Below are 18,264 nucleotides of genomic sequence, written 5' to 3'. Positions count from 1 at the left end.
TTAGCCTAACGCCTGAAACCGCGATCAGAACAGGCCCTGCCCCTTCGGCAGTTCGACATAGCGGTGCACGTGGGTCGACAAAATCAGACCAAAGCCGATCATCACCGTCATCATGGTCGAGCCGCCATAGGACAGCAGCGGCATGGGCACGCCCACGACCGGCGCCAGCCCCATCACCATGGCCCCGTTGATCAGGATGAAGATGGCCAGAAAGGCGGTCATGCCCGCCGCGCTGATCCGGCCGAAATGGCTGTGCGACAGCGAGGCGATCCGCAGCGAGATCAGGATCAAGGCCAGATAGCAGGCCAAGACGGTGAAGGAACCCAGGAAGCCGAACTCCTCGGACACGGTCGAGAAGATGAAGTCGGTGTGGCGTTCCGGCAGGAACTCCAGCTGGCTCTGGCTGCCCAGGCCGTAGCCCTTGCCCAGCAGCCCCCCCGAACCCAGGGCGATCTTGGACTGGATGATGTTGTAGCCCGTGCCCGAGGGGTCGGCCTCGGGATTCAGGAAGGTCAGGACCCGGTTGCGCTGATAGTCGTGCATGACGAACATGACGAAGGGCGGAATGATCGCCACGGCCGCCGCGGCGCCCGCCGCGATGACCCGCCAGCTCAGTCCCGCCATGAACATGACGGCCGCGCCGGTCAGGCCGATCACCATGGCCGAGCCCAGGTCCGGTTGCTTGGCCACCAGCAGGAAGGGCACGCCGATCATGCCCGCCGGGATCAGCAGCTTCCACGACCAGCGGGCATCCTGAGCCGAGTGGCCGTGGTACCAGCGCGCCAAGGCCAGAACCAGGCCGATCTTGACGAACTCGGCGGGCTGGATGCGGATGAAGCCCAGGTTCAGCCAGTTCTTGGCGCCGCCCGCCGTATAGCCCAGCGGTGTGAACTCGATCATCAGCACCAGCAGCAGCAGGACGCCGTAAACCGGATAGGCCGCGTGGAACCACCACTTCGGGTGGACCATGGCCAGGCCGATCATGGCGACCAGCAGAACGCCGAAGCGCAACAGATGCTTCCACGCCCATGGCGACCAACTGCCCCCGGCGATAGAATAGAGCATGGCCGTGCCGATGCCGGCCAGGACGCACAGCAGGCCGATGACCCGCCAGTCTAGTTCGGCCAGCTTGCTGGAGATCCGGTCGCGTTCACCGGGACGGGACAGGGCGGAGGCGGTCACTGTACAGGCTCCGGCGGCGGGGCGGCTTGGTCAACGATCGGCGCCTCGACCGTCAGCCCGTCAATGGGCTCTCCGCGGGCCTCGGCCTCGCGAGCGCCGGCGTCTTCGGGGGCCTCGAAGCCCGCCTGTTCGATACGGGCGCGGATCTCGGGGTCTTTGAGCAGGGCCACCTTCATCACTTCACGCGCGCGCGGCGCGCCGGCCGTGCCTCCGCCCAAACCGCCGTGCTGCACGATCACGGAGACGGCGTAGCGGGGATTGTCGGTCGGGGCGTAGGCGATGAAGAGGTTGTGGTCCTTCTGGGCCCAGGGGCGCCCCGCCCCCTTGCGCGATCCTGCGCCATAGTTCTGCGCCTGGGCCGTGCCGGTCTTGCCGGCCATGCGCACGGCGCCCAGCCCCAGCTGGCTGTTGCGGAAGCCGGTGCCGCCCACGTCGGTCACCGCCTCCATGCCGTCGCGCAGCACCTGCAGCATGGCGGCGTCGAACGGCAGGTCCGCGAAGTCCGTTCCGGCCGTCTGCTCGACGCCGCCGATCGACTTGATCAGGCGCGGCGTGACCGCCTTTCGCCCATTGGCGATGCGGGCCGTATAGACCGCGAGCTGCAGGGCGTTGACGTTCAACGCGCCCTGTCCGATGCCATAGCTGGGCGTTTCGCCCGGATACCACTTGCCATCGCCGCGCACGGGGTTCCGCCGCCGCCATTCGCGGTCCGGCACCAGCCCCGCCTTCTGTCCCGTCAGGCCGATGTCGAAGGTCTGACCAAAGCCCATTTCACGCGCGGTTTCGGCGATGGCGTCGGGGCCGAACTCGGTCGCCACGGTCATGAAGTAGACGTTGCACGAAGCCTTGATGGCGCCGCGCATGTCCAGCGCCCCGTGACGCCCCAGGCAGGCGAAGCGACGTCCCAGGAAGAAGCTGCCGTTGCAGACCACGCGGCGGTTCGGGTCCCATCCCCGCTTCATCGCCGCCAGGCCCACCACCGGCTTGAACGTCGAGCCCGGCGCGAAGGTGCCGCCCAGGGCCTTGTCCAGCAGCGGCCGCCGTTCATAGTCGGCCAGCGCCCGATAGATCTTCGACGGAACGCCCGACACGAACAGATTGGGATCGAACGACGGCGACGAGACCATGGCCAGGATGTCGCCGTTGCGCACATCCATGACGACGCAGCTGCCCGCTTCCTCGCCGAACACTTCCAGGGCGCGGTTCTGGACGTCGTTGTCCAGGGTCAGCATGACCTCGGCGCCCTGAACAGGGGGCTTTGACCCGGCGACATCCTCGGCCACGACCCGGCCGCGCGCGTCCACCTCGACCCGCTTGCCGCCGGCCTCGCCGCGCAGGTCGGTGTCCAGGGCCTTCTCGATGCCCTGACGGCCGATACGAAAGCCCGGATTGAACAGGATGGAGGGCGGCTGTTCGCCCCTGTCGCGGATCGCCTTGACGTCGCGGTCCGACACCTTGGCCACATAGCCGATCACATGGGCGTAGGCGCCGCCGAACGGATAGTAGCGGGCCTCGTTCATATCAGCCATGACGCCGGGAAGCTCGGCCGCGTGCAGATTGACCTTGGAGAACTCCTCCCAGGTCAGGTCGGCCTTGACCGGCACCGGCGAAAAGCGCGGGGCGGCGTTGATCTCGCGGATCAGGGTCCGACGGCGCTCCAGGGTGTCCGGCAGCAGCTGACCCAACAGGTCCAGGGTCTGGTCCAGATCCTTGGTCTCGTCACGCACGACCAGGACGCGGAAGCTGGGCCGGTTTCCCGCCACGACCACGCCGTTGCGGTCCTTGATCAGGCCGCGCGGCGGCGGGACCAGGCGGAAGTTGAACTGGTTGTTGGTGGCGAGGGTGGCGTATTCCTCGGCCTTGACGATCTGCAACTGCGCCAGGCGACCGACCAGGGCCACCGTCCCCAGCGCCATGCCCCCGCCCAGCAGGAAGGTGCGCCGCAGGAAGGACCCCTGCCGCTCATTGACGTCCGAAAAGAAGATATGAGGTTCGCTGCTCATCGGAACCGCACGTCGGCGTCGTCAAACCGCTGGATCAACCAATCGGCCAGAGGGAAGAGCAGCAGCGTCGGCACGACCTGACCCAGAACCGCGAGGATGCTCGGTGCATTCCCCAGGCTCAAGGTAGTGATGATGTAGGCCAGCAAGAAGGCGAAGCCCGTCGAGGCGGCGTAAAGGGCGAACAGAACGATGGTCGCCTGCCCCGCCATGAAGTTCGAGGCCAGCAGGACGGCGCCATAGACGGCCATCAGGCTCAGCGCCCACAGGCCCATGGGGGCGCCCCAGAACAGATCCAGGAACAGCCCCAGGCCGAACAGGACCGCCGGCGCCAGCATCGAGGGCCGGATCAGCGGCCAGGCGAAGGCGAGGACGATGGGGAAGACGGGCTCGGGCAGGTTCAGACCGAACAGCCGGAAGGGAACGGCCAACAGCACCGTCGCCGCTATGGCGATCAGCGCCGGATAGACGATCCATTGCAGCGGGCCGACGACGCGGACCGTGATCGCCCGTCTCACTCTGCCGCTCCCGCAGGGGTCGCCGCGGCGTCAGGCGTGACGGCGGGCTGAACCGGCGCGGGCGCCGTCGGCCGAGGCGTGGCCGGACGCGGTTGGGGCGTCGCCGGGCGGGTAGATGCGGGACGGGTCGTCGTCGCAGGAACCGTGGACGTCGGGGCCGGCGCAGCGGCTACGGGGGCGGGCGGCGGCGCGGCGTTGGCGGCGCGGACGCGCTCGGCGGTCGCCGCCGCTGCGGCGGCCCGGCGCGTGGCCACGTCCTGAATGGCGGCGGCCTGGGCCGGGGTCGGCGGCGGCGCGGCGGCCAGGCTGGCCAGCGGCGGCGCGTTCAGAGCGTTCTGGTCGGCCAGCTGACCGAAGTCCTGGAACAGAAGGACGCGGACATAGTCGATGGCCGTGCGGTCGCTGAACAGCTTGACCCGCCAGGTCCCGTCCACGCCTTTGGCGGCCACGCCGATGGGCAGGCCGCGCGGGAACCCGCCGCCGTCGCCCGAGGTCATGATGCGGTCGCCTTCCTTGATCGACCCGGCGCCGCGCACATAGTCCAGACGCGGGCTGCCGCTGCCGTCGCCGGTCAGCATGGCGCGAGCGTCGGTGCGCTCGACCAGAACCGGCGTGCGCGAGGCCACGTCGGTGAGCAACAGCATACGGCTGTTGCCCCCCGAAACGCCCATGATGCGGCCGACCAGGCCGTGCTCGCTCAACACCGGATTGCCGACGCGGATGCCCTTGGCGGCGCCGATGTTCAGCAGGCGCGACCGGGCGAAGGGCCCGCGCGCGTCGGTGATGGCCAGGCCCGTGACCATGGGGATCGGCGGCTCGGTCTTGACGCCGAGCATCTGTTCATAGCGGCCATTGATGTTCTTCAGCGCCAGCGCCTCGTCGCGCCAGGCGCTCAGCTCGACCACCTGCTGACGCAGCCTCCGGTTCTCCGACACGGCAAAGAAGTAGCCCTTGACGTAGTCGACGACGTTGCCGGTCCACCGGACGGGCGCGGACAGTCCGGCGCCGACCGGAGCCGCGCCGGCCTCGAAAGCCGCCCGCGCGGGGGCGTATCCGTCAACGTCCTGAGCGCCCCGGCGGTCGCCAAGCAGAAGCATGGCGGCGCCGATCAGGCCGACAATGACCACGACCGCCGCCGTCCAGGCCAGCGGCACCTTGATGTTCTCGAACGGTCCGTCGCGAAACGCCACGGCCAGCCTTCCTACCTAGAGATCCGGGACCGGCGAAGTCTGCTCCGCCGATGGTGAGAGCCTATCGCAAAAACCGATTCCCGAAGAACCCGGTCCCTACGACAGACTGATCAGCCTCAGAGCGAGGACTCGAGGACGCCCTTCATCCACGACGGGTGCTCCAGCACCTTGCCACAGCCGATGGCGACGCAGGACAGCGGATCGTCAGCGACCTGGACCGGCAGGCCGGTGTGATCGCGGATCTCGACATCCAGACCGCGCAGCAGGGCGCCGCCGCCCGTCAGCATGATGCCCTTGTCGGCGATGTCGGCGGCCAGTTCCGGCGGCGTGGCTTCCAGCGCGACCTTGACGGCCTCGACGATCTGCGAGACCGGCTCGGCCAGGGCCTCGGCGGCCTGACGCTCGCTCATCTTCACTTCGCGCGGCACGCCCTGCATCAGGTCGCGGCCCTTGACCTCGATCGACAGGCCTTCGCCGTCGGCCGGGATGCGGGCGGTGCCAATGTCCTTCTTGATGCGCTCGGCGGTCGTTTCACCGATCAACAGGTTATGGTTGCGGCGCATGTAGCTGATGATGGCGTCATCCATCATGTCGCCGCCGACGCGGACCGAACGCGAATAGACGATGCCCGACAGCGACAGGACGGCCACTTCGGTCGTGCCGCCGCCGATGTCGACGACCATCGAGCCGGTCGGCTCGTGGATCGGCAGGCCGGCGCCGATCGCGGCGGCCATGGGCTCGTCGATCAGACCGACGCGGCGGGCCGAGGCGTTCAGGCAGGAATCATTGATGGCGCGGCGCTCGACGGCCGTGGCGCCCGAGGGGACGCAGACGATCATCTTGGGGTTCACGAAGCCCTTGCGGTTATGAACCTTGCGGATGAAGTGCTTGATCATCTCCTCGGCGACTTCGAAGTCGGCGATGACCCCGTCGCGCATCGGACGGATGGCTTCCATGTGGCCGGGCGTGCGGCCCAGCATCTGCTTGGCTTCCAGGCCGACGGCGTGGACGATCTTGCGGCCGCCAACGTTGCGCAGGGCGACAACCGACGGCTCGTTCAGGACGATGCCCTTGCCACGCATGTAGATCAGGGTGTTGGCCGTCCCCAGATCCATCGCGATGTCGTTGGAGATCATGCCGAAGAGGGGTGAAAGCATGGGCGTAGGTTACCGCTTGTTCGGGCCTGCTAGGGCGTGAGTCTTGTTCGTCCGCTCTGGCGACGCCCCTGCCCCGCGCACCCGTGTGCACAGCGCTGTCCTGATCGTCCTCGCCTGGCCGACTACAGGCCCGTTTGCCCTCATGCCGCGTCGATTGCAAGCGCCTATGACTCGTCGATCACAGCCTTGTCACGGCAAGGCTTGAAAGCCTATCCGCTCAAGCTTTTTCGGCCCCGCTTGCCGGTCGCGCCCTCGGGTCCCGGACACGACCCGCTCGTTGAACGCCGAAAGGCCGCTTCAACGGCCGAGAAGCGGCTCGCCTCACGCCGATGTCAGTCCGCGCGCGCCGCCTCCCGACGCTTCACGATCTCGCGTACCGCCAGCATAAGCCCCAGCCAGACGACGGCGACACCCGCCAGGATCAACGAGGTCCACACCCCGTCGCCGGACACCGCCGCCATGAAGGATCCGCCGAAGAAGGCGACGAGAGCGGTCTTGGGCAGAACCCCCAGGGCGCAGCCCGCCAGATAGCCCGGGAAGGACGCCCGCACCGCCCCGAACGCCATGTTGACGACGATGAAGGGCGCCGAGGGCACGTTGCGAATGATGAAGCTGGCGGAAAAGGCGTTGCGTCCGACGAAGCGCTGCAGCCGCTCCGTCACTCCGCCGCCGAAACGCTCCAGCGCCCGCGCCGTGGGGCCGCGCCCCAGCCAGTAGGTGACGGCCGCCGAGGCTACGGTCGCGATCCAGCTGTACAGAAAACCGAACCACGGCCCGAAGGCCACCACGCAGGCGGCGATCAGGATGAACTGCGGCACGCCCAGGAAGGCCGACAAGGTGAAGACGATGATGGCCGCGACCAGACCCCAGGGCCCGACGCGATAGCCGGCCAGCCAGGCCTCCAGCTTCTCTTCGGCGCCGAGCGTGAAGTGCGCCTTGCCGAAGGCGAACAGGGCGATGATTCCCGCCAGAAGCAGCAGGCTGACCAGCAGGGTTCGCCACCGCTGGGCTTCCATATTCAGCAGAAAATCGACGATCCGCCGCATAAATTTCGCCCAAATCGCCTTTTGATCGTCCGCAGGACGCACAAACATTGTGCGCCCGCGCCGGGTTGCGTATCAAGCCTCGCCTCCCCGGCTCTCACCACATCCACCAGACGGGATAGACATGTCCAGCCTTCAGTCCGCCTCCCTCGCCCGCGTCAAGCCTTCGGCCACCCTGGCCGTGACTGCTCAGGCGCGCGAGCTGAAACGCCAGGGACGCGACGTTATTGGTCTGGGCGCCGGCGAGCCGGACTTCGACACCCCCGACAACATCAAGGCGGCGGCCATCGAGGCCATCCACCGCGGCGAGACCAAGTACACCGACGCCGACGGCATGCCCGAGCTGAAGGCCGCCATCGTCGCCAAGTTCGCGCGCGAAAACGGCCTGACCTACGCCTCCAACCAGATCCACGTCGCCTCGGGCGGCAAGCCGGTGATCTACAACGCCTTCGTGGCCACCCTGAACCCCGGCGACGAGGTCATCGTGCCGGCGCCCTACTGGGTCTCTTATCCGGACATGGTGCTGCTGGCCGGCGGCGAGCCCGTCACCGTGATCGGCGAGGAAGCCGACGGCTTCAAGCTGCGCCCTGAGGTTCTGGACGCCGCCATCACGCCCAAGACCAAGTGGCTGATCCTCAACTCGCCGTCGAACCCGACCGGCGCCGCCTATACCCGCGCCGAGCTGGAAGCCCTGGCCGTGGTGCTGCGCAAGCATCCGCAGGTCTGGATCCTGACCGACGACATGTATGAGCACCTCGTCTATGGCGACTTCGACTACGTCACCATCGCCCAGGTCGCGCCCGACCTCTACGACCGCACCCTGACCTGCAACGGCGTGTCCAAGGCCTATGCCATGACCGGCTGGCGCATCGGCTATGCGGGCGGCCCCAAGCCGCTGATCGACCTGATGCGCAAGGTGGCCAGCCAGACGACGTCGAACCCGTCGTCGATCAGCCAGTGGGCCGCCGTCGAGGCCCTGAACGGGCCGCAGGACTTCCTGACCGAACGCGCCGCCGCCTTCGAGAAGCGCCGCGATCTGGTGGTGTCCATGCTGAACCAGGCCACGGGCATCCGCTGCCCGACGCCGGAAGGCGCCTTCTACGTCTATCCTTCGATCGAGGGCCTGATCGGCAAGACGACGGAAGCCGGCGTGGTCATCACCGACGACGAGGTCTTCACCGCCGAACTGCTGAACCAGGAAGGCGTGGCCGTGGTCCAGGGTGCCGCCTTCGGCCTCAGCCCCTATTTCCGCATCAGCTACGCCACCTCGGAAGCCGTGCTGGAAGAAGGCTGCCGCCGTATCCAGAAGTTCTGCGCCAGCCTGAAATAGGCATTCCTCATAGAGCGGCGGTCGCGTCTCTGGCGCGATCGTCGCGAGAGGCGTAGCGTTCGAAGATCGTCGATACTCGATCCTTCGGAGGCTAGTCTCATGAAGCGTTTGACGACAGCCAGCGCCCTGGCGCTGACCGCCGCCCTGACTGCGCCCGCCCTCGCCGCCGCCCAGTCCCAGCCCACCACCGGCCCGGTCGCCACCTACTGGATGACCGCCCAGACCAGCAGCGGCCTGCCCGGCATGGGCGGCGCTGGCGGTCGCGGGTTCAACCCCATGGCGATGATGTCCGGCGGCGGCGTCCACAAGTCGCTGACGCTGCAGCTTCAATCCAGCCGCACCACGGCCTCGCCCCACGCCGAGCACCTGCCGCCCGCCGCCCTGGGCGTCGGCCCCAGCCTGCCGCTGATCACGCCGGACATGCCCGAACCTGGACCCGATTACGACCGCGACGCGCCGCAGGACTACGGCGGCTCGTTGCGGATGCTGATCTATCACGGCTGCGGCGAGGCGACCGGCGCCGGCCAACCCGTCGTGATCGAACTGTCTCGCAACAGCGCCAGCCAGTTCGGCGCCCTTGCGAACAACATCCGCCTGTCCTCGCCCACGCCGCCCTCGCCCGGCTCGGGCCGCACCTACGGCGACTGGCCCAACAGCCGCGACAGCCAGACCGTGCCGCCTGACGGCTCCCTGGTCGGCGAGCACAAGGTTCAGGGCGACTACACCCCCGACATCGCCTTCAGCCTGAACGGCGATCAGGACTTCCTGGCCCCGCTGCAACTGACGGGCGTCGGGCCGAACGACGGCTCGGGCCTGGGCTGGCAGATCGTGCCGAACGCGCGCGGCTACTTCGCCCTGACCATGGGCGCGAACGAGGCCGGCGACGTCGTCATCTGGAGCTCCAGCGACATCGCCATCTCGCCCGGCATGATCCCCGACTTCCTGTCGCCCGGCGATCTGGACCGGCTGATCGCGCAGAAGGTGGTTCTGCCCGCCACGACGACGCGCTGCCCGATCCCCGGGGCCGTCCTGGCCGCCTCGCCACAGGCCATGGTGAAGGTCACGGCCTTTGGCGGAGAGGCCGACTTCACCTATCCGCCGCGCCCGGCCAACCGGCGCGAGGCCTGGAACATCGAGCACGTGGTCAAGGTGCGCTACGGCTCGACCGCCGCGACCATGTTGGGCATGGACATGTCGGACATGGACATGGACGACGGGGCCGACGGCGCGCGCGCTCAGGAACGCAGTGTTCCCACGCCGCCCACCGTGGGCGACGCCGCGCGTTCTCTTCTGAGAGGGCTAGGCGGTCTGCGGCGTCGAAACTAGGCCGCGCGGCTGACAGCGAAGTCAGCCAGGTCTTCCAGAGCCGCGCGCCAGTCGCTGGCCGGCAGCACCGACAGCGCCGCCTTGGCCCGATCGGCATAGTCGCCGGCGGCGTCCAGCGTCGCCTCGACCGCGCCCGTGCCCAGGATCAGTTCGCGGGCGCGGGTGAAGTCCTCAGGCGTGCGCTCGCCCTTGGTGATGACGCGGTCCCAGAACAGGTCTTCCTTGCCCTTGGTGCGCTGGACGGCCAGCAGCAGCGGCAGGGTGGCCTTTCCCTCGTTAAAGTCGTCGCCGGCGTTCTTGCCAAGCGTCGCGGTGTCGCTGCCGTAGTCCAGCGCGTCGTCGGCCAGCTGGAAGGCGATGCCCAAGGCCATGCCGTAGTCGCGCAGCGCCCTGACCTGCTCCTCGGTCGCGCCGGCGCCCACCGCGCCTGACTCGGCGGCGGCGGCGAACAGTTCGGCGGTCTTGGCGCGAATGATCTGCAGATAGGTGTCCTGGTCCAGGTTCAGGTCGTGGGCGCGCGTCAGTTGCAGCACCTCGCCCTCGGCGATGACGCTGGACGCCGTGGCCAGAATGCCCAGAGCACGCAGGGAATCGGTTTCGACCATCAGTTCAAAGGCGCGCGCGAACAGGAAGTCGCCGACCAGGACCGATGAAGCCGCGCCCCAGATCAGGTGCGCCGCCACCTTGCCGCGCCGCATCTCCGAGCTGTCGACGATATCGTCGTGCAGCAGGGTCGCGGTGTGGATGAACTCGACCGAGGCCGCCAACTTCTTGGGTCCTTCGATCTCGCCCGTCGCGCCGATGGCGCGGGCCGCGGCGACGGTCAGCAGCGGGCGCAGACGCTTGCCGCCCGCCGAGACCAGATGCTCGGCCAACAGCGGGATCACCGGCACGTCGGACTGCATCCGGGCGATGATCAGGGCGTCGACCGCCGCCATGTCGTCCTTGGCCAGACGAACAAGAGCGTCCACATCGCCCTTGGGGCGGGGAGCGGCGACGAGAGCTGCGTCCACGAAAATCTCTTTCAACTCAGGGGGCGAAGGGGAAGATTCGCCCGGAAATCACTCGCATCCGCTTGCCCGAACGCGATGCGGCGCACAATGGTGGCGGCGTCATGATGGGTCAAGCCGGGTCAACCCTTACCGCCGCAGCGGATGTTGCGGAATCCGCCCTGCTGGGCGGCCGCGTCCGGCTGCGCCAACCGGTAAAGGGCTATCGCGCCGGCATGGACGCCGCCCTGCTGGCCGCCGCCGTGGACGCCAAGCCGGGCGAACGGCTGATCGAAGCGGGCTGCGGCGCGGGCGCGGTCTTGATGCAGGTCGCCGCCCGTCGCCCCGGCGTGATCCTGGCCGGGCTGGAGCGCGATGCGACCGCCGCCGGACTGGCCCGCGAAAACGCCTCCCTGAACGGCGTCGATGACCGCACCACCATTCTCAGCGGCGATGTGGCGCAGGGGTTTCGCGCCCTGGACCTGCCGGCGTTCGACTGGGCGGTCAGCAACCCGCCCTTCTTCGACGACCCCGGCGCGCTGCGGGCGCCCGCTCCCGGCAAGCAGGGCGCATGGATGGCCGACGACGGGCTGAAGGCCTGGACGGGCTTTCTGCTGAAGGCCGTCCGCGAGGGCGGCAAGATCGTGGTCATCCACCGCGCCGACCGCCTGGCCGACCTGCTGGCCCTGCTGGGCGAGAAGGCCGGTTCCTTCGCCATCCGCCCCATCCAGCCCTACGCCGACCAACCCGCCAAGAGGGTGCTGGTCCAAGCCATCAAGACCGGCAAGGCGCCGCTGCGCCTACTGCCGCCCCTGGTCCTGCACGACCGCACCGACGCCAAGCACAGCCCTGAGGCCGAGGCGATTCTGCGCGGGGAATCTGCGCTCCCCTTCTGACCCCCGAAGCCGCTCATCCCGGCGAAGGCCGGGATCCAGATTGTATGTCGCGACCTGAAGAAAACCGGGCTCCCGTCGCGCCTTCATGAAAGGTCATCGGCGTTTGCATCTGGATCCCGGCCTTCGCCGGGATGAGCGGGTTTACTGGCAACGCCCTCCCCAAACCGGCGACGGAGCGGTATGGAACCGCCATGTCCCTGCGCCCCCTCTTCCCTACCCAGGTTTATGAAGCCTCGCTGGCCGAAACCGCCGCCTGGCCCGAACTGCACGAGGAAATCCTCGACCTCTGCCTGGTCATGGCCGAGGAGGACGAGGCCGGGATCGAATGGTGCAAGACCAACCACTATCCCGGCTACACCTCCTACGGCTCGATCAACGATCTGCCCAACCGCTTCCCCGAGTTCGCCGAGCTGAAGAAGCTGCTCGACAAGCACGCCGCCGCCTATGCCAAGGCCCTGCACTTCGATCTGGCGCGCAAGCCCAAGCTGGACAATCTGTGGGTCAATGTCCTGATGCCCGGCGGCGGCCACACCGGCCACATCCACCCGCACGCCATCATTTCCGGCACCATCTATATCCACGTCCCCGACGGCGCCTCGTCGCTGAAGATCGAGGATCCGCGCCTGGTCATGATGATGGCCCGCCCCGGCCTGACCGCCGAGGCCAGCGAGGCCGAGAAACCCTTCGTCTATCTGAAGCCCGCCTCGGGCACGATCCTGATGTGGGAAAGCTGGCTGCGCCACGAGGTCCCGGCCAACCGCGCCGAGGAACAGCGCATCTCGATCAGCTTCAACTACGCCTGAAGCGCCCGCACCGCACGGTGCGAGCGCCCAGCCCGGCATCAGCAGTCGAAATAGAAGGTCTCGATGTGCTGCCCCATGATCAGAGGGTCATGGTAAAAACTGCCGTCACAGTTCTGACCCGATACGGCGACGAGAATCCGCGGCTCCAACTCCTGATTGTAGTGGTACGACACGTGGCCTTGCTCAACCGGGCCTGGCCACGGCCGTTGCTGGGCGCTGGCGACGCTGGACAGGGCAGCCACGGAAAGCGCGGCAAAAACCGTAAGACGCGAAATTTTCACGATATTCTCTCCTGGTGCGCAGGATCGCGCGGGTCGAAGGGACTACAGTCAACACACAACTTCAAGTTGAATTCTGAAAAACCGACACGCATAGCGCCGCACCTTCGCCATATTCATCCGCAGCTATGGCCACCAAAGTGAAGCTTAGGGCCGGGGAACCGCAGTATGTCATTCGTCACAGGCAATGCCGTGCTCGCGCTGATGATAGCCTCCGTCATCGCCCTGGCAGGCTGTTCGCCTCGCGCAGACGCCGCCGTATCCCCCGCCGAGGGCGCGCCCTATGTGCTGAAAGGCACTCAGGTCTGGTCTGTGCCTGATCCGGTTTCGGGTCGCGACTACGAGGTCTTCGTCAGCCTACCCGCCAGCTATGAGGCCGAGCCGAACCGCCGCTATCCGGTCCTCTATGTCACCGACGCCGACTACGCCTTCCCCATCATCCGCCAGATCGCGCGGCGCGTGAATCTGGAGGGGCCGGTGATCGAGGAGTTCATCCTGGTCGGCCTGTCCTACGCCAAGGGCGACGGCGGCGCCGACAGCCGCCGCCGCGACTACACCCCCACGCCAAACGGCCCGCGCAACTCCGCCGGCTCCGTGCATGGCGGCGGCGCGGCCTACCAGACCTATCTGAAGACCCAGGCCCTGCCCTTCGTGGATCAGAAGTTCCGCACCGATCCGGCGCGCCGCGTCCTGCTGGGCCATTCCTACGGCGGCCTGCTGGGCGCCCAGATTATGTTCACCGACCCGACGCTGTTCAGCGGCTACGTTCTGGGCAGCCCCTCCTTCTGGTACGACAAGCGCCACATGATGAGGATGGAGACGGACTACGCCCGCACCCATCGCGACCTGCCCGCCGAGGTCTTCATGTATGTCGGAGCCTTCGAAGGCCCCGGCCCCACCGCCCGGCACGACAACGAAACGGACATGGTCGGCGACATGCGCACGATGGAGCAGACGCTGAAATCGCGCGCCTATCCGAGCCTGAGCATCCAGTCGACGGTGCTGGAAAACGAGGACCACCTGACCGTCGCCCCGGTCGGCTTCACCCGCGCCCTGATGGCGGTCCTGCCCGCCAAGCCCTAGTTCCGCACGAACACCGCATCCTGATAGACCAGCGAGGCGGGGCGACCGTCGGCGTCCAGTTTGAACACGATGCCTTCTCCTCGGAATGGAGTCAGTTCGACACGCAGACCTTCCGGCTCGGCGAGATAGTCCGCCAGCGCCTGCTGCACGCCCATGGCGACCGACAGCCGGTCCCCAGCCTCACGGATCGTCAGGGTCCCATAGGCCGGGTTGACGTAGTCGCCGACATAGGCGGCGTTTGGCAGCGACAGGGTGCGGGGTCGTTTCGCCCGCGCCTCCACGGCGCCGGCAATGCCGGTGCGGCGACGGTCGCGCTCGACGATCAGGGCGTCGAGCCTGGCGCCATAGACGGCTTCAATGTCGGGCAGACCGGCGAACCAGTCATAGGCGTAGTTGGCGACCACATCGGCCAGATCGCCGGCGAAGGCGTCTTCGTTGACCATGACGGCCACGCCCAGACGCCGCTGCGGCATAAAAGAGACATGGGCGCGCGAGCCCGAGAAGTTGCCGAAGTGGTGGATCAGCACGTCGTCGCCATACCGCCCCACCTGCCAGCCCAGACCGTAGCCGGTGCGGGCATAGGGGCCGAAGGTCGTATCCTGCCCCACCCGCGACGCATGGGTCGAGGCGACCAGCCCCGCCGGAAAGACCTGGCGCCCGCCGACACGGCCGTCGTTGATCTGGGCCTCCAGCCACAGGGCCATGTCGCGGGCGGTGGAGATCAGCCCGCCCGCCGACTGCATCGTCGCGTCGGTCTTCTGCAAGGGCGACCGCTCGGGCTGGCCGGGGATCCGTCCGAAATGTCCGACGGCGACCACCGCGCCCGACGCGCGCGCTTCATCAATACGGGCGGTCGTGGCCGTCATGCCCAGCGGCGTCAGCACCTCGTCCTCGACCCTCTCGCGCCAGTCGCGGCCCCAGCGGCGCTCGCTCAGGACAGTCGCGAGGTTGTAGCCGGAGTTGGCGTAAACGAACTGACCATAGGGGGTGTCGCGCGGCGCCGTCTCCGCCGTCAGCCGCCACAGGACCTCGGGCGTCCAGTCGCCGGAATAGGCGAGGCGGAAGGCGATCGGGGCGTTGTCCACGCCCGAGCGGTGGCTCAGCAGATCGGTCAGGGTGATCCGCGCGGCAATGTCCGCCGGCACGCCGGACGGCGGCGCCCAGTCGGCAAGGGGCGCGTCCAGATCCACCTCGCCTCGGTGCGCCATGGCGGCGAACGACAGAGCGGTGAAGCTCTTGGTGGCCGAGGCGATGTAGAATTGGGTGTCCGTCGTGACGGCTGCGCCCGTCGCCACGTCCGCCACGCCGAAACCCGCCGCATGAACCAGCCCGTCCCGGTCGACCACGGCGACGGCCAAACCGGGCGCCGCCTCGACCCGCTGCATCGCCCGGCTGGCAAAGGCGTCCATCGCCGCGCCGAAGGCCGCGCGGTCCTGCGCGCTCGCCCCGCCCGCCGTGCCGGCCAGCGTCCCCGCCAACAGTACTCCCATCGCCAGTGATTTCATAAACGCCGCTCCCCTGCCCTCAACGGGCTGACGGGTAGAGGCCACGAGCGGGCGGAACGGATGCACCGCCTTCAAACCGCCCCGCGTTACGTCTAGAGATTTGCCCAAAGGGTCCGCGACGGCTACATCCCGCGCCAACCTCCCCATCAGATCAGACGACAGGGCGAAACCGCACCTCATGGCGCAGCAATATATTTTCCAGATGCAGGGTCTGACCAAGACCTTCCCCGGCGGCAAGAAGATCTTCGAGAACATCTGGCTGAGCTTCTACAACGACGCCAAGATCGGCGTCGTCGGGGTCAACGGTTCGGGTAAGTCCACCCTGCTGAAGATCATGGCCGGCCTGGACAACGAGTTCCAGGGCGAGGCGCGCGCCGCCGACGGCATCAAGCGCGGCTATCTGGAGCAGGAGCCCCAGCTGGATCCCGCCCTGAACGTTCGCCAGAACGTCGAAGCCTGGTGTGAAGAGAAGCAGTGGGTCAACCGCTTCAACGAAGTCGCCAACGAGCTGGGCGAAAACTACACCGACGAACTGATGGAGGAGATGACCGCCCTCCAGGAGAAGATCGACGCGGGCGACGTCTGGGACATCGACAGTCGCATCGAAATGGCCATGGGCGCCCTGCGCTGCCCGCCGGATGAATGGGAAGTCACCAACCTGTCGGGTGGTGAAAAGCGCCGCGTGGCCCTGGCCCGCCTGCTGCTCAGCAAGCCCGACATGCTGCTGATGGACGAACCGACCAACCACCTGGACGCCGAATCCGTCGCCTGGCTGCAGCACCACCTGGAGAACTTCCCGGGCTGCGTCATCCTGGTCACCCACGACCGCTACTTCCTGGATCAGGTCACCAAGTGGACGCTGGAGCTGGACCGCGGCAAGGGCCACCCGCACGAGGGCAACTACTCCTCGTGGCTGGAAGCCAAGCAGAAGCGCGTCGTCCAGGAGCAGTCGGAATCGGAAGCTCGCCAGCGCGCCCTCACCCGTGAACTGGAATGGGTCCGCTCGGGCGCCAAGGCCCGTCAGGCCAAGTCCAAAGCCCGTCTGGCCGCCTACGAGAAGATGGTCTCCGAGCAGGAAAACTCGCGTCAGGCCCAGTCCTTCGCCGTCATCCAGATCCCGCCTGGCCCGCGCCTCGGCAACGTGGTGCTGGAAGTCGAGGGCCTGAAGAAGTCCTATGGCGACAAGACCCTGTTCGACAACCTGACCTTCAAGCTGCCGCCCAACGGCATCGTCGGCGTCATCGGCCCCAACGGCGCCGGCAAGTCGACCATGTTCAAGCTGATCACCGGCCAGGAAACCCCCGACGGCGGCACGATCAAGGTCGGCGAAACCGTCAAGCTGGCCTATGTCGACCAGTCGCGCGACGACCTGAAGCCGGACGACACCATCTGGCAGGCCATCTCGGGCGGCACCGACATCATGCTGGTCGGCAAGCGCGAGATTAACAGCCGCGCCTATGTCGGCAGCTTCAACTTCAAGGGCGGCGACCAGCAGAAGAAGGTCGGTCAACTGTCCGGCGGTGAGCGCAACCGCGTGCACCTGGCCAAGACCCTGGCCGCCGGCGGCAACCTGATCCTGCTCGACGAACCGACCAACGACCTGGACATCGAGACCCTGCAGAACCTCGAAGAGGCTCTGGAAGAGTTCGCCGGCTGCGCCGTGGTCATCTCCCACGACCGCTGGTTCCTTGACCGTCTGGCCACTCACATCCTCGCCTTCGAGGGCGACGGCCACGTGGAATGGTTCGAGGGTAACTTCGAAGCCTACGAACAGGACAAGATGCGCCGCCTGGGTGCGGACAGCATCATTCCCAAGCGCATCCAGCACCAGAAGTTCGGTCGCTGATCCAGCGCTAAGCTAGATGAAACGGCCCTCCGATCCGCTCGGGGGCCGTTTTTCTTTGGCCGCTGGCGAAGTGGCGGAACCGGGTTAGTCTGCGGCCCATGACCCAGCGCCCCGCCATCCTGATCATGCAGCGGCACCTCGGACCGCTCAGCGCCTTTCTCGAAAGCGCCTACGACGTCTATCGCTTCTGGGAAGGACCGCCGGTCGAGGCCGCCGCCGACGTGCGCGTCCTGGTCGTGGCGGGCGAGTTCGAGCTGGACAAGGCCCTGATCGAACGCCTGCCCAACCTGTCGCTGATCGCCTGCTTCACCTCCGGCTATGACGGCATCGACGTGGACTGGTGCCGCGCGCGCGGCCTGCCCGTCACCCACGCCCCCGCCATCAACCATGAGGACGTGGCCGATCACGCCGTTGGCCTGATCCTGGCCGCGCGGCGTCAGATCGCTGAGGGGGACCGCCAGGTCCGCGCGGGCGGCTGGACCCCTGCCTCCAAGACCATCACCCCGTCGATGGGCGGTCAGACCTTGGGCATCGTAGGCCTGGGCGCCATCGGCGAAGCCGTGGCCCGCCGCGCCGAGGTCATGCGCATGAGCGTCCAGTGGTGGGCGCCGCGCGCCAAGGACGCCGCCTGGCCCCGCGCCGATAGTCTGCTCGCCCTGGCCCGTGCTTCGGACGTCCTGGTCGTCGCCTGTCGCGCGGATGAAACCAATCGCGGCCTGATCTCGGCCGAGGTGATCGAAGCGCTCGGCCCGTCCGGCCTGCTGGTCAATGTCGCGCGCGGCCAGTTGGTGGACGAGGACGCCGTCATCGCCGCCCTGCGCGACGGACGCCTCGGCGGCGCCGCGCTCGACGTGTTCGAAATCGAGCCGACCGACGCTGCACGCTGGGCCAGCGTGCCCAACACCGTGCTTACGCCCCACACCGCCGGAGCCACGACCGAGGCGGTGCAGGGCATGCTGATGCTGCTGTTGCAGAATCTGACCGCCCATTTCGCGGGCGAACCGCTCAAGACGCCCGTCACGACCTGAGCCCGCACGATCTCACGGGTCTCTGAATGATCCATGCGGCTTGACCGTCGCATCGCGCCCGCTTGCGGTCAGATTTTGCTTGCATAATCG

At 67.5% G+C, this 18,264-nt stretch carries 16 protein-coding genes; 7 read left to right on the top strand and 9 right to left on the bottom strand.

What is annotated here, in order from left to right; genetic code table 11:
• Positions 1-24 precede the first annotated feature (24 nt).
• From rodA to ACI2KI_RS00490, 6 genes are all read right to left on the bottom strand, one after another.
• On the bottom strand, positions 25-1,182 hold the full coding sequence (rodA, locus tag ACI2KI_RS00515; RefSeq protein WP_292082458.1) for a rod shape-determining protein RodA: 1,158 nt from the start codon (positions 1,180-1,182) through the stop codon (positions 25-27).
• The gene (mrdA, locus tag ACI2KI_RS00510) at positions 1,179-3,185 is read right to left on the bottom strand and encodes a penicillin-binding protein 2 (RefSeq protein WP_312065474.1); all 2,007 of its coding nucleotides are present in this window, start codon (positions 3,183-3,185) and stop codon (positions 1,179-1,181) included. The genes rodA and mrdA overlap by 4 nt, the downstream gene beginning before the upstream one ends.
• On the bottom strand, positions 3,182-3,700 hold the full coding sequence (locus ACI2KI_RS00505) for a hypothetical protein (RefSeq protein ID WP_312065473.1): 519 nt from the start codon (positions 3,698-3,700) through the stop codon (positions 3,182-3,184). The genes mrdA and ACI2KI_RS00505 overlap by 4 nt, the downstream gene beginning before the upstream one ends.
• A complete protein-coding gene (mreC, locus tag ACI2KI_RS00500; RefSeq protein WP_404616836.1) occupies positions 3,697-4,890 on the bottom strand; it encodes a rod shape-determining protein MreC in 1,194 nt (397 codons plus the stop codon). The genes ACI2KI_RS00505 and mreC overlap by 4 nt, the downstream gene beginning before the upstream one ends.
• Positions 4,891-5,006: 116 nt before the next feature.
• Positions 5,007-6,047: a rod shape-determining protein gene (locus ACI2KI_RS00495; RefSeq protein ID WP_292082454.1), complete on the bottom strand. Its 1,041-nt coding sequence runs from the start codon at positions 6,045-6,047 to the stop codon at positions 5,007-5,009.
• A gap of 332 nt (positions 6,048-6,379) precedes the next feature.
• Positions 6,380-7,093: a TVP38/TMEM64 family protein gene (locus tag ACI2KI_RS00490; RefSeq protein ID WP_292082453.1), complete on the bottom strand. Its 714-nt coding sequence runs from the start codon at positions 7,091-7,093 to the stop codon at positions 6,380-6,382.
• 121 nt (positions 7,094-7,214) lie between these two features.
• On the opposite strand from ACI2KI_RS00490, the gene ACI2KI_RS00485 reads away from it, so the two are divergent.
• Complete coding sequence (locus ACI2KI_RS00485; RefSeq protein ID WP_404616833.1) at positions 7,215-8,420, top strand: pyridoxal phosphate-dependent aminotransferase; 1,206 nt, start codon at positions 7,215-7,217, stop codon at positions 8,418-8,420.
• A gap of 99 nt (positions 8,421-8,519) precedes the next feature.
• Positions 8,520-9,746: a hypothetical protein gene (locus tag ACI2KI_RS00480; protein WP_404616831.1), complete on the top strand. Its 1,227-nt coding sequence runs from the start codon at positions 8,520-8,522 to the stop codon at positions 9,744-9,746.
• On the opposite strand, the gene ACI2KI_RS00475 is transcribed toward ACI2KI_RS00480, so the two are convergent.
• Complete coding sequence (locus ACI2KI_RS00475; RefSeq protein WP_404618895.1) at positions 9,743-10,717, bottom strand: polyprenyl synthetase family protein; 975 nt, start codon at positions 10,715-10,717, stop codon at positions 9,743-9,745. The genes ACI2KI_RS00480 and ACI2KI_RS00475 overlap by 4 nt on opposite strands.
• Positions 10,718-10,860: 143 nt before the next feature.
• Between ACI2KI_RS00475 and ACI2KI_RS00470 the strand changes: the two genes are divergently transcribed.
• Both ACI2KI_RS00470 and ACI2KI_RS00465 read left to right on the top strand, forming a co-directional pair.
• On the top strand, positions 10,861-11,631 hold the full coding sequence (locus ACI2KI_RS00470; protein ID WP_404618893.1) for a tRNA1(Val) (adenine(37)-N6)-methyltransferase: 771 nt from the start codon (positions 10,861-10,863) through the stop codon (positions 11,629-11,631).
• 191 nt (positions 11,632-11,822) lie between these two features.
• Positions 11,823-12,434: a TIGR02466 family protein gene (locus ACI2KI_RS00465; RefSeq protein WP_404616829.1), complete on the top strand. Its 612-nt coding sequence runs from the start codon at positions 11,823-11,825 to the stop codon at positions 12,432-12,434.
• Between the two features lie 38 nt (positions 12,435-12,472).
• On the opposite strand, the gene ACI2KI_RS00460 is transcribed toward ACI2KI_RS00465, so the two are convergent.
• A complete protein-coding gene (locus ACI2KI_RS00460; RefSeq protein WP_404616827.1) occupies positions 12,473-12,715 on the bottom strand; it encodes a hypothetical protein in 243 nt (80 codons plus the stop codon).
• A 165-nt stretch (positions 12,716-12,880) separates the two neighbouring features.
• Between ACI2KI_RS00460 and ACI2KI_RS00455 the strand changes: the two genes are divergently transcribed.
• Positions 12,881-13,795 (top strand): alpha/beta hydrolase, encoded by a 915-nt coding sequence (locus ACI2KI_RS00455; protein WP_404616825.1) that lies wholly within the window; start codon positions 12,881-12,883, stop codon positions 13,793-13,795.
• Here the strand turns inward: ACI2KI_RS00455 and ACI2KI_RS00450 are convergent.
• Positions 13,792-15,300 (bottom strand): serine hydrolase, encoded by a 1,509-nt coding sequence (locus ACI2KI_RS00450; RefSeq protein WP_404616823.1) that lies wholly within the window; start codon positions 15,298-15,300, stop codon positions 13,792-13,794. The genes ACI2KI_RS00455 and ACI2KI_RS00450 overlap by 4 nt on opposite strands.
• 178 nt (positions 15,301-15,478) lie before the next feature.
• On the opposite strand from ACI2KI_RS00450, the gene ettA reads away from it, so the two are divergent.
• Complete coding sequence (gene ettA / locus ACI2KI_RS00445) at positions 15,479-17,146, top strand: energy-dependent translational throttle protein EttA (protein WP_404616821.1); 1,668 nt, start codon at positions 15,479-15,481, stop codon at positions 17,144-17,146.
• A 98-nt stretch (positions 17,147-17,244) separates the two neighbouring features.
• The gene (locus ACI2KI_RS00440) at positions 17,245-18,174 is read left to right on the top strand and encodes a 2-hydroxyacid dehydrogenase (protein ID WP_404616819.1); all 930 of its coding nucleotides are present in this window, start codon (positions 17,245-17,247) and stop codon (positions 18,172-18,174) included.
• Positions 18,175-18,264 lie beyond the last annotated feature (90 nt).

Origin of the sequence: Brevundimonas sp. NPDC046655 (assembly GCF_044901625.1) — a bacterium.
Classification (GTDB): domain Bacteria; phylum Pseudomonadota; class Alphaproteobacteria; order Caulobacterales; family Caulobacteraceae; genus Brevundimonas.
The sequence above is the reverse complement of the archived record's forward strand: the minus strand, read 5'-3'. Positions and strand labels throughout refer to the sequence as shown.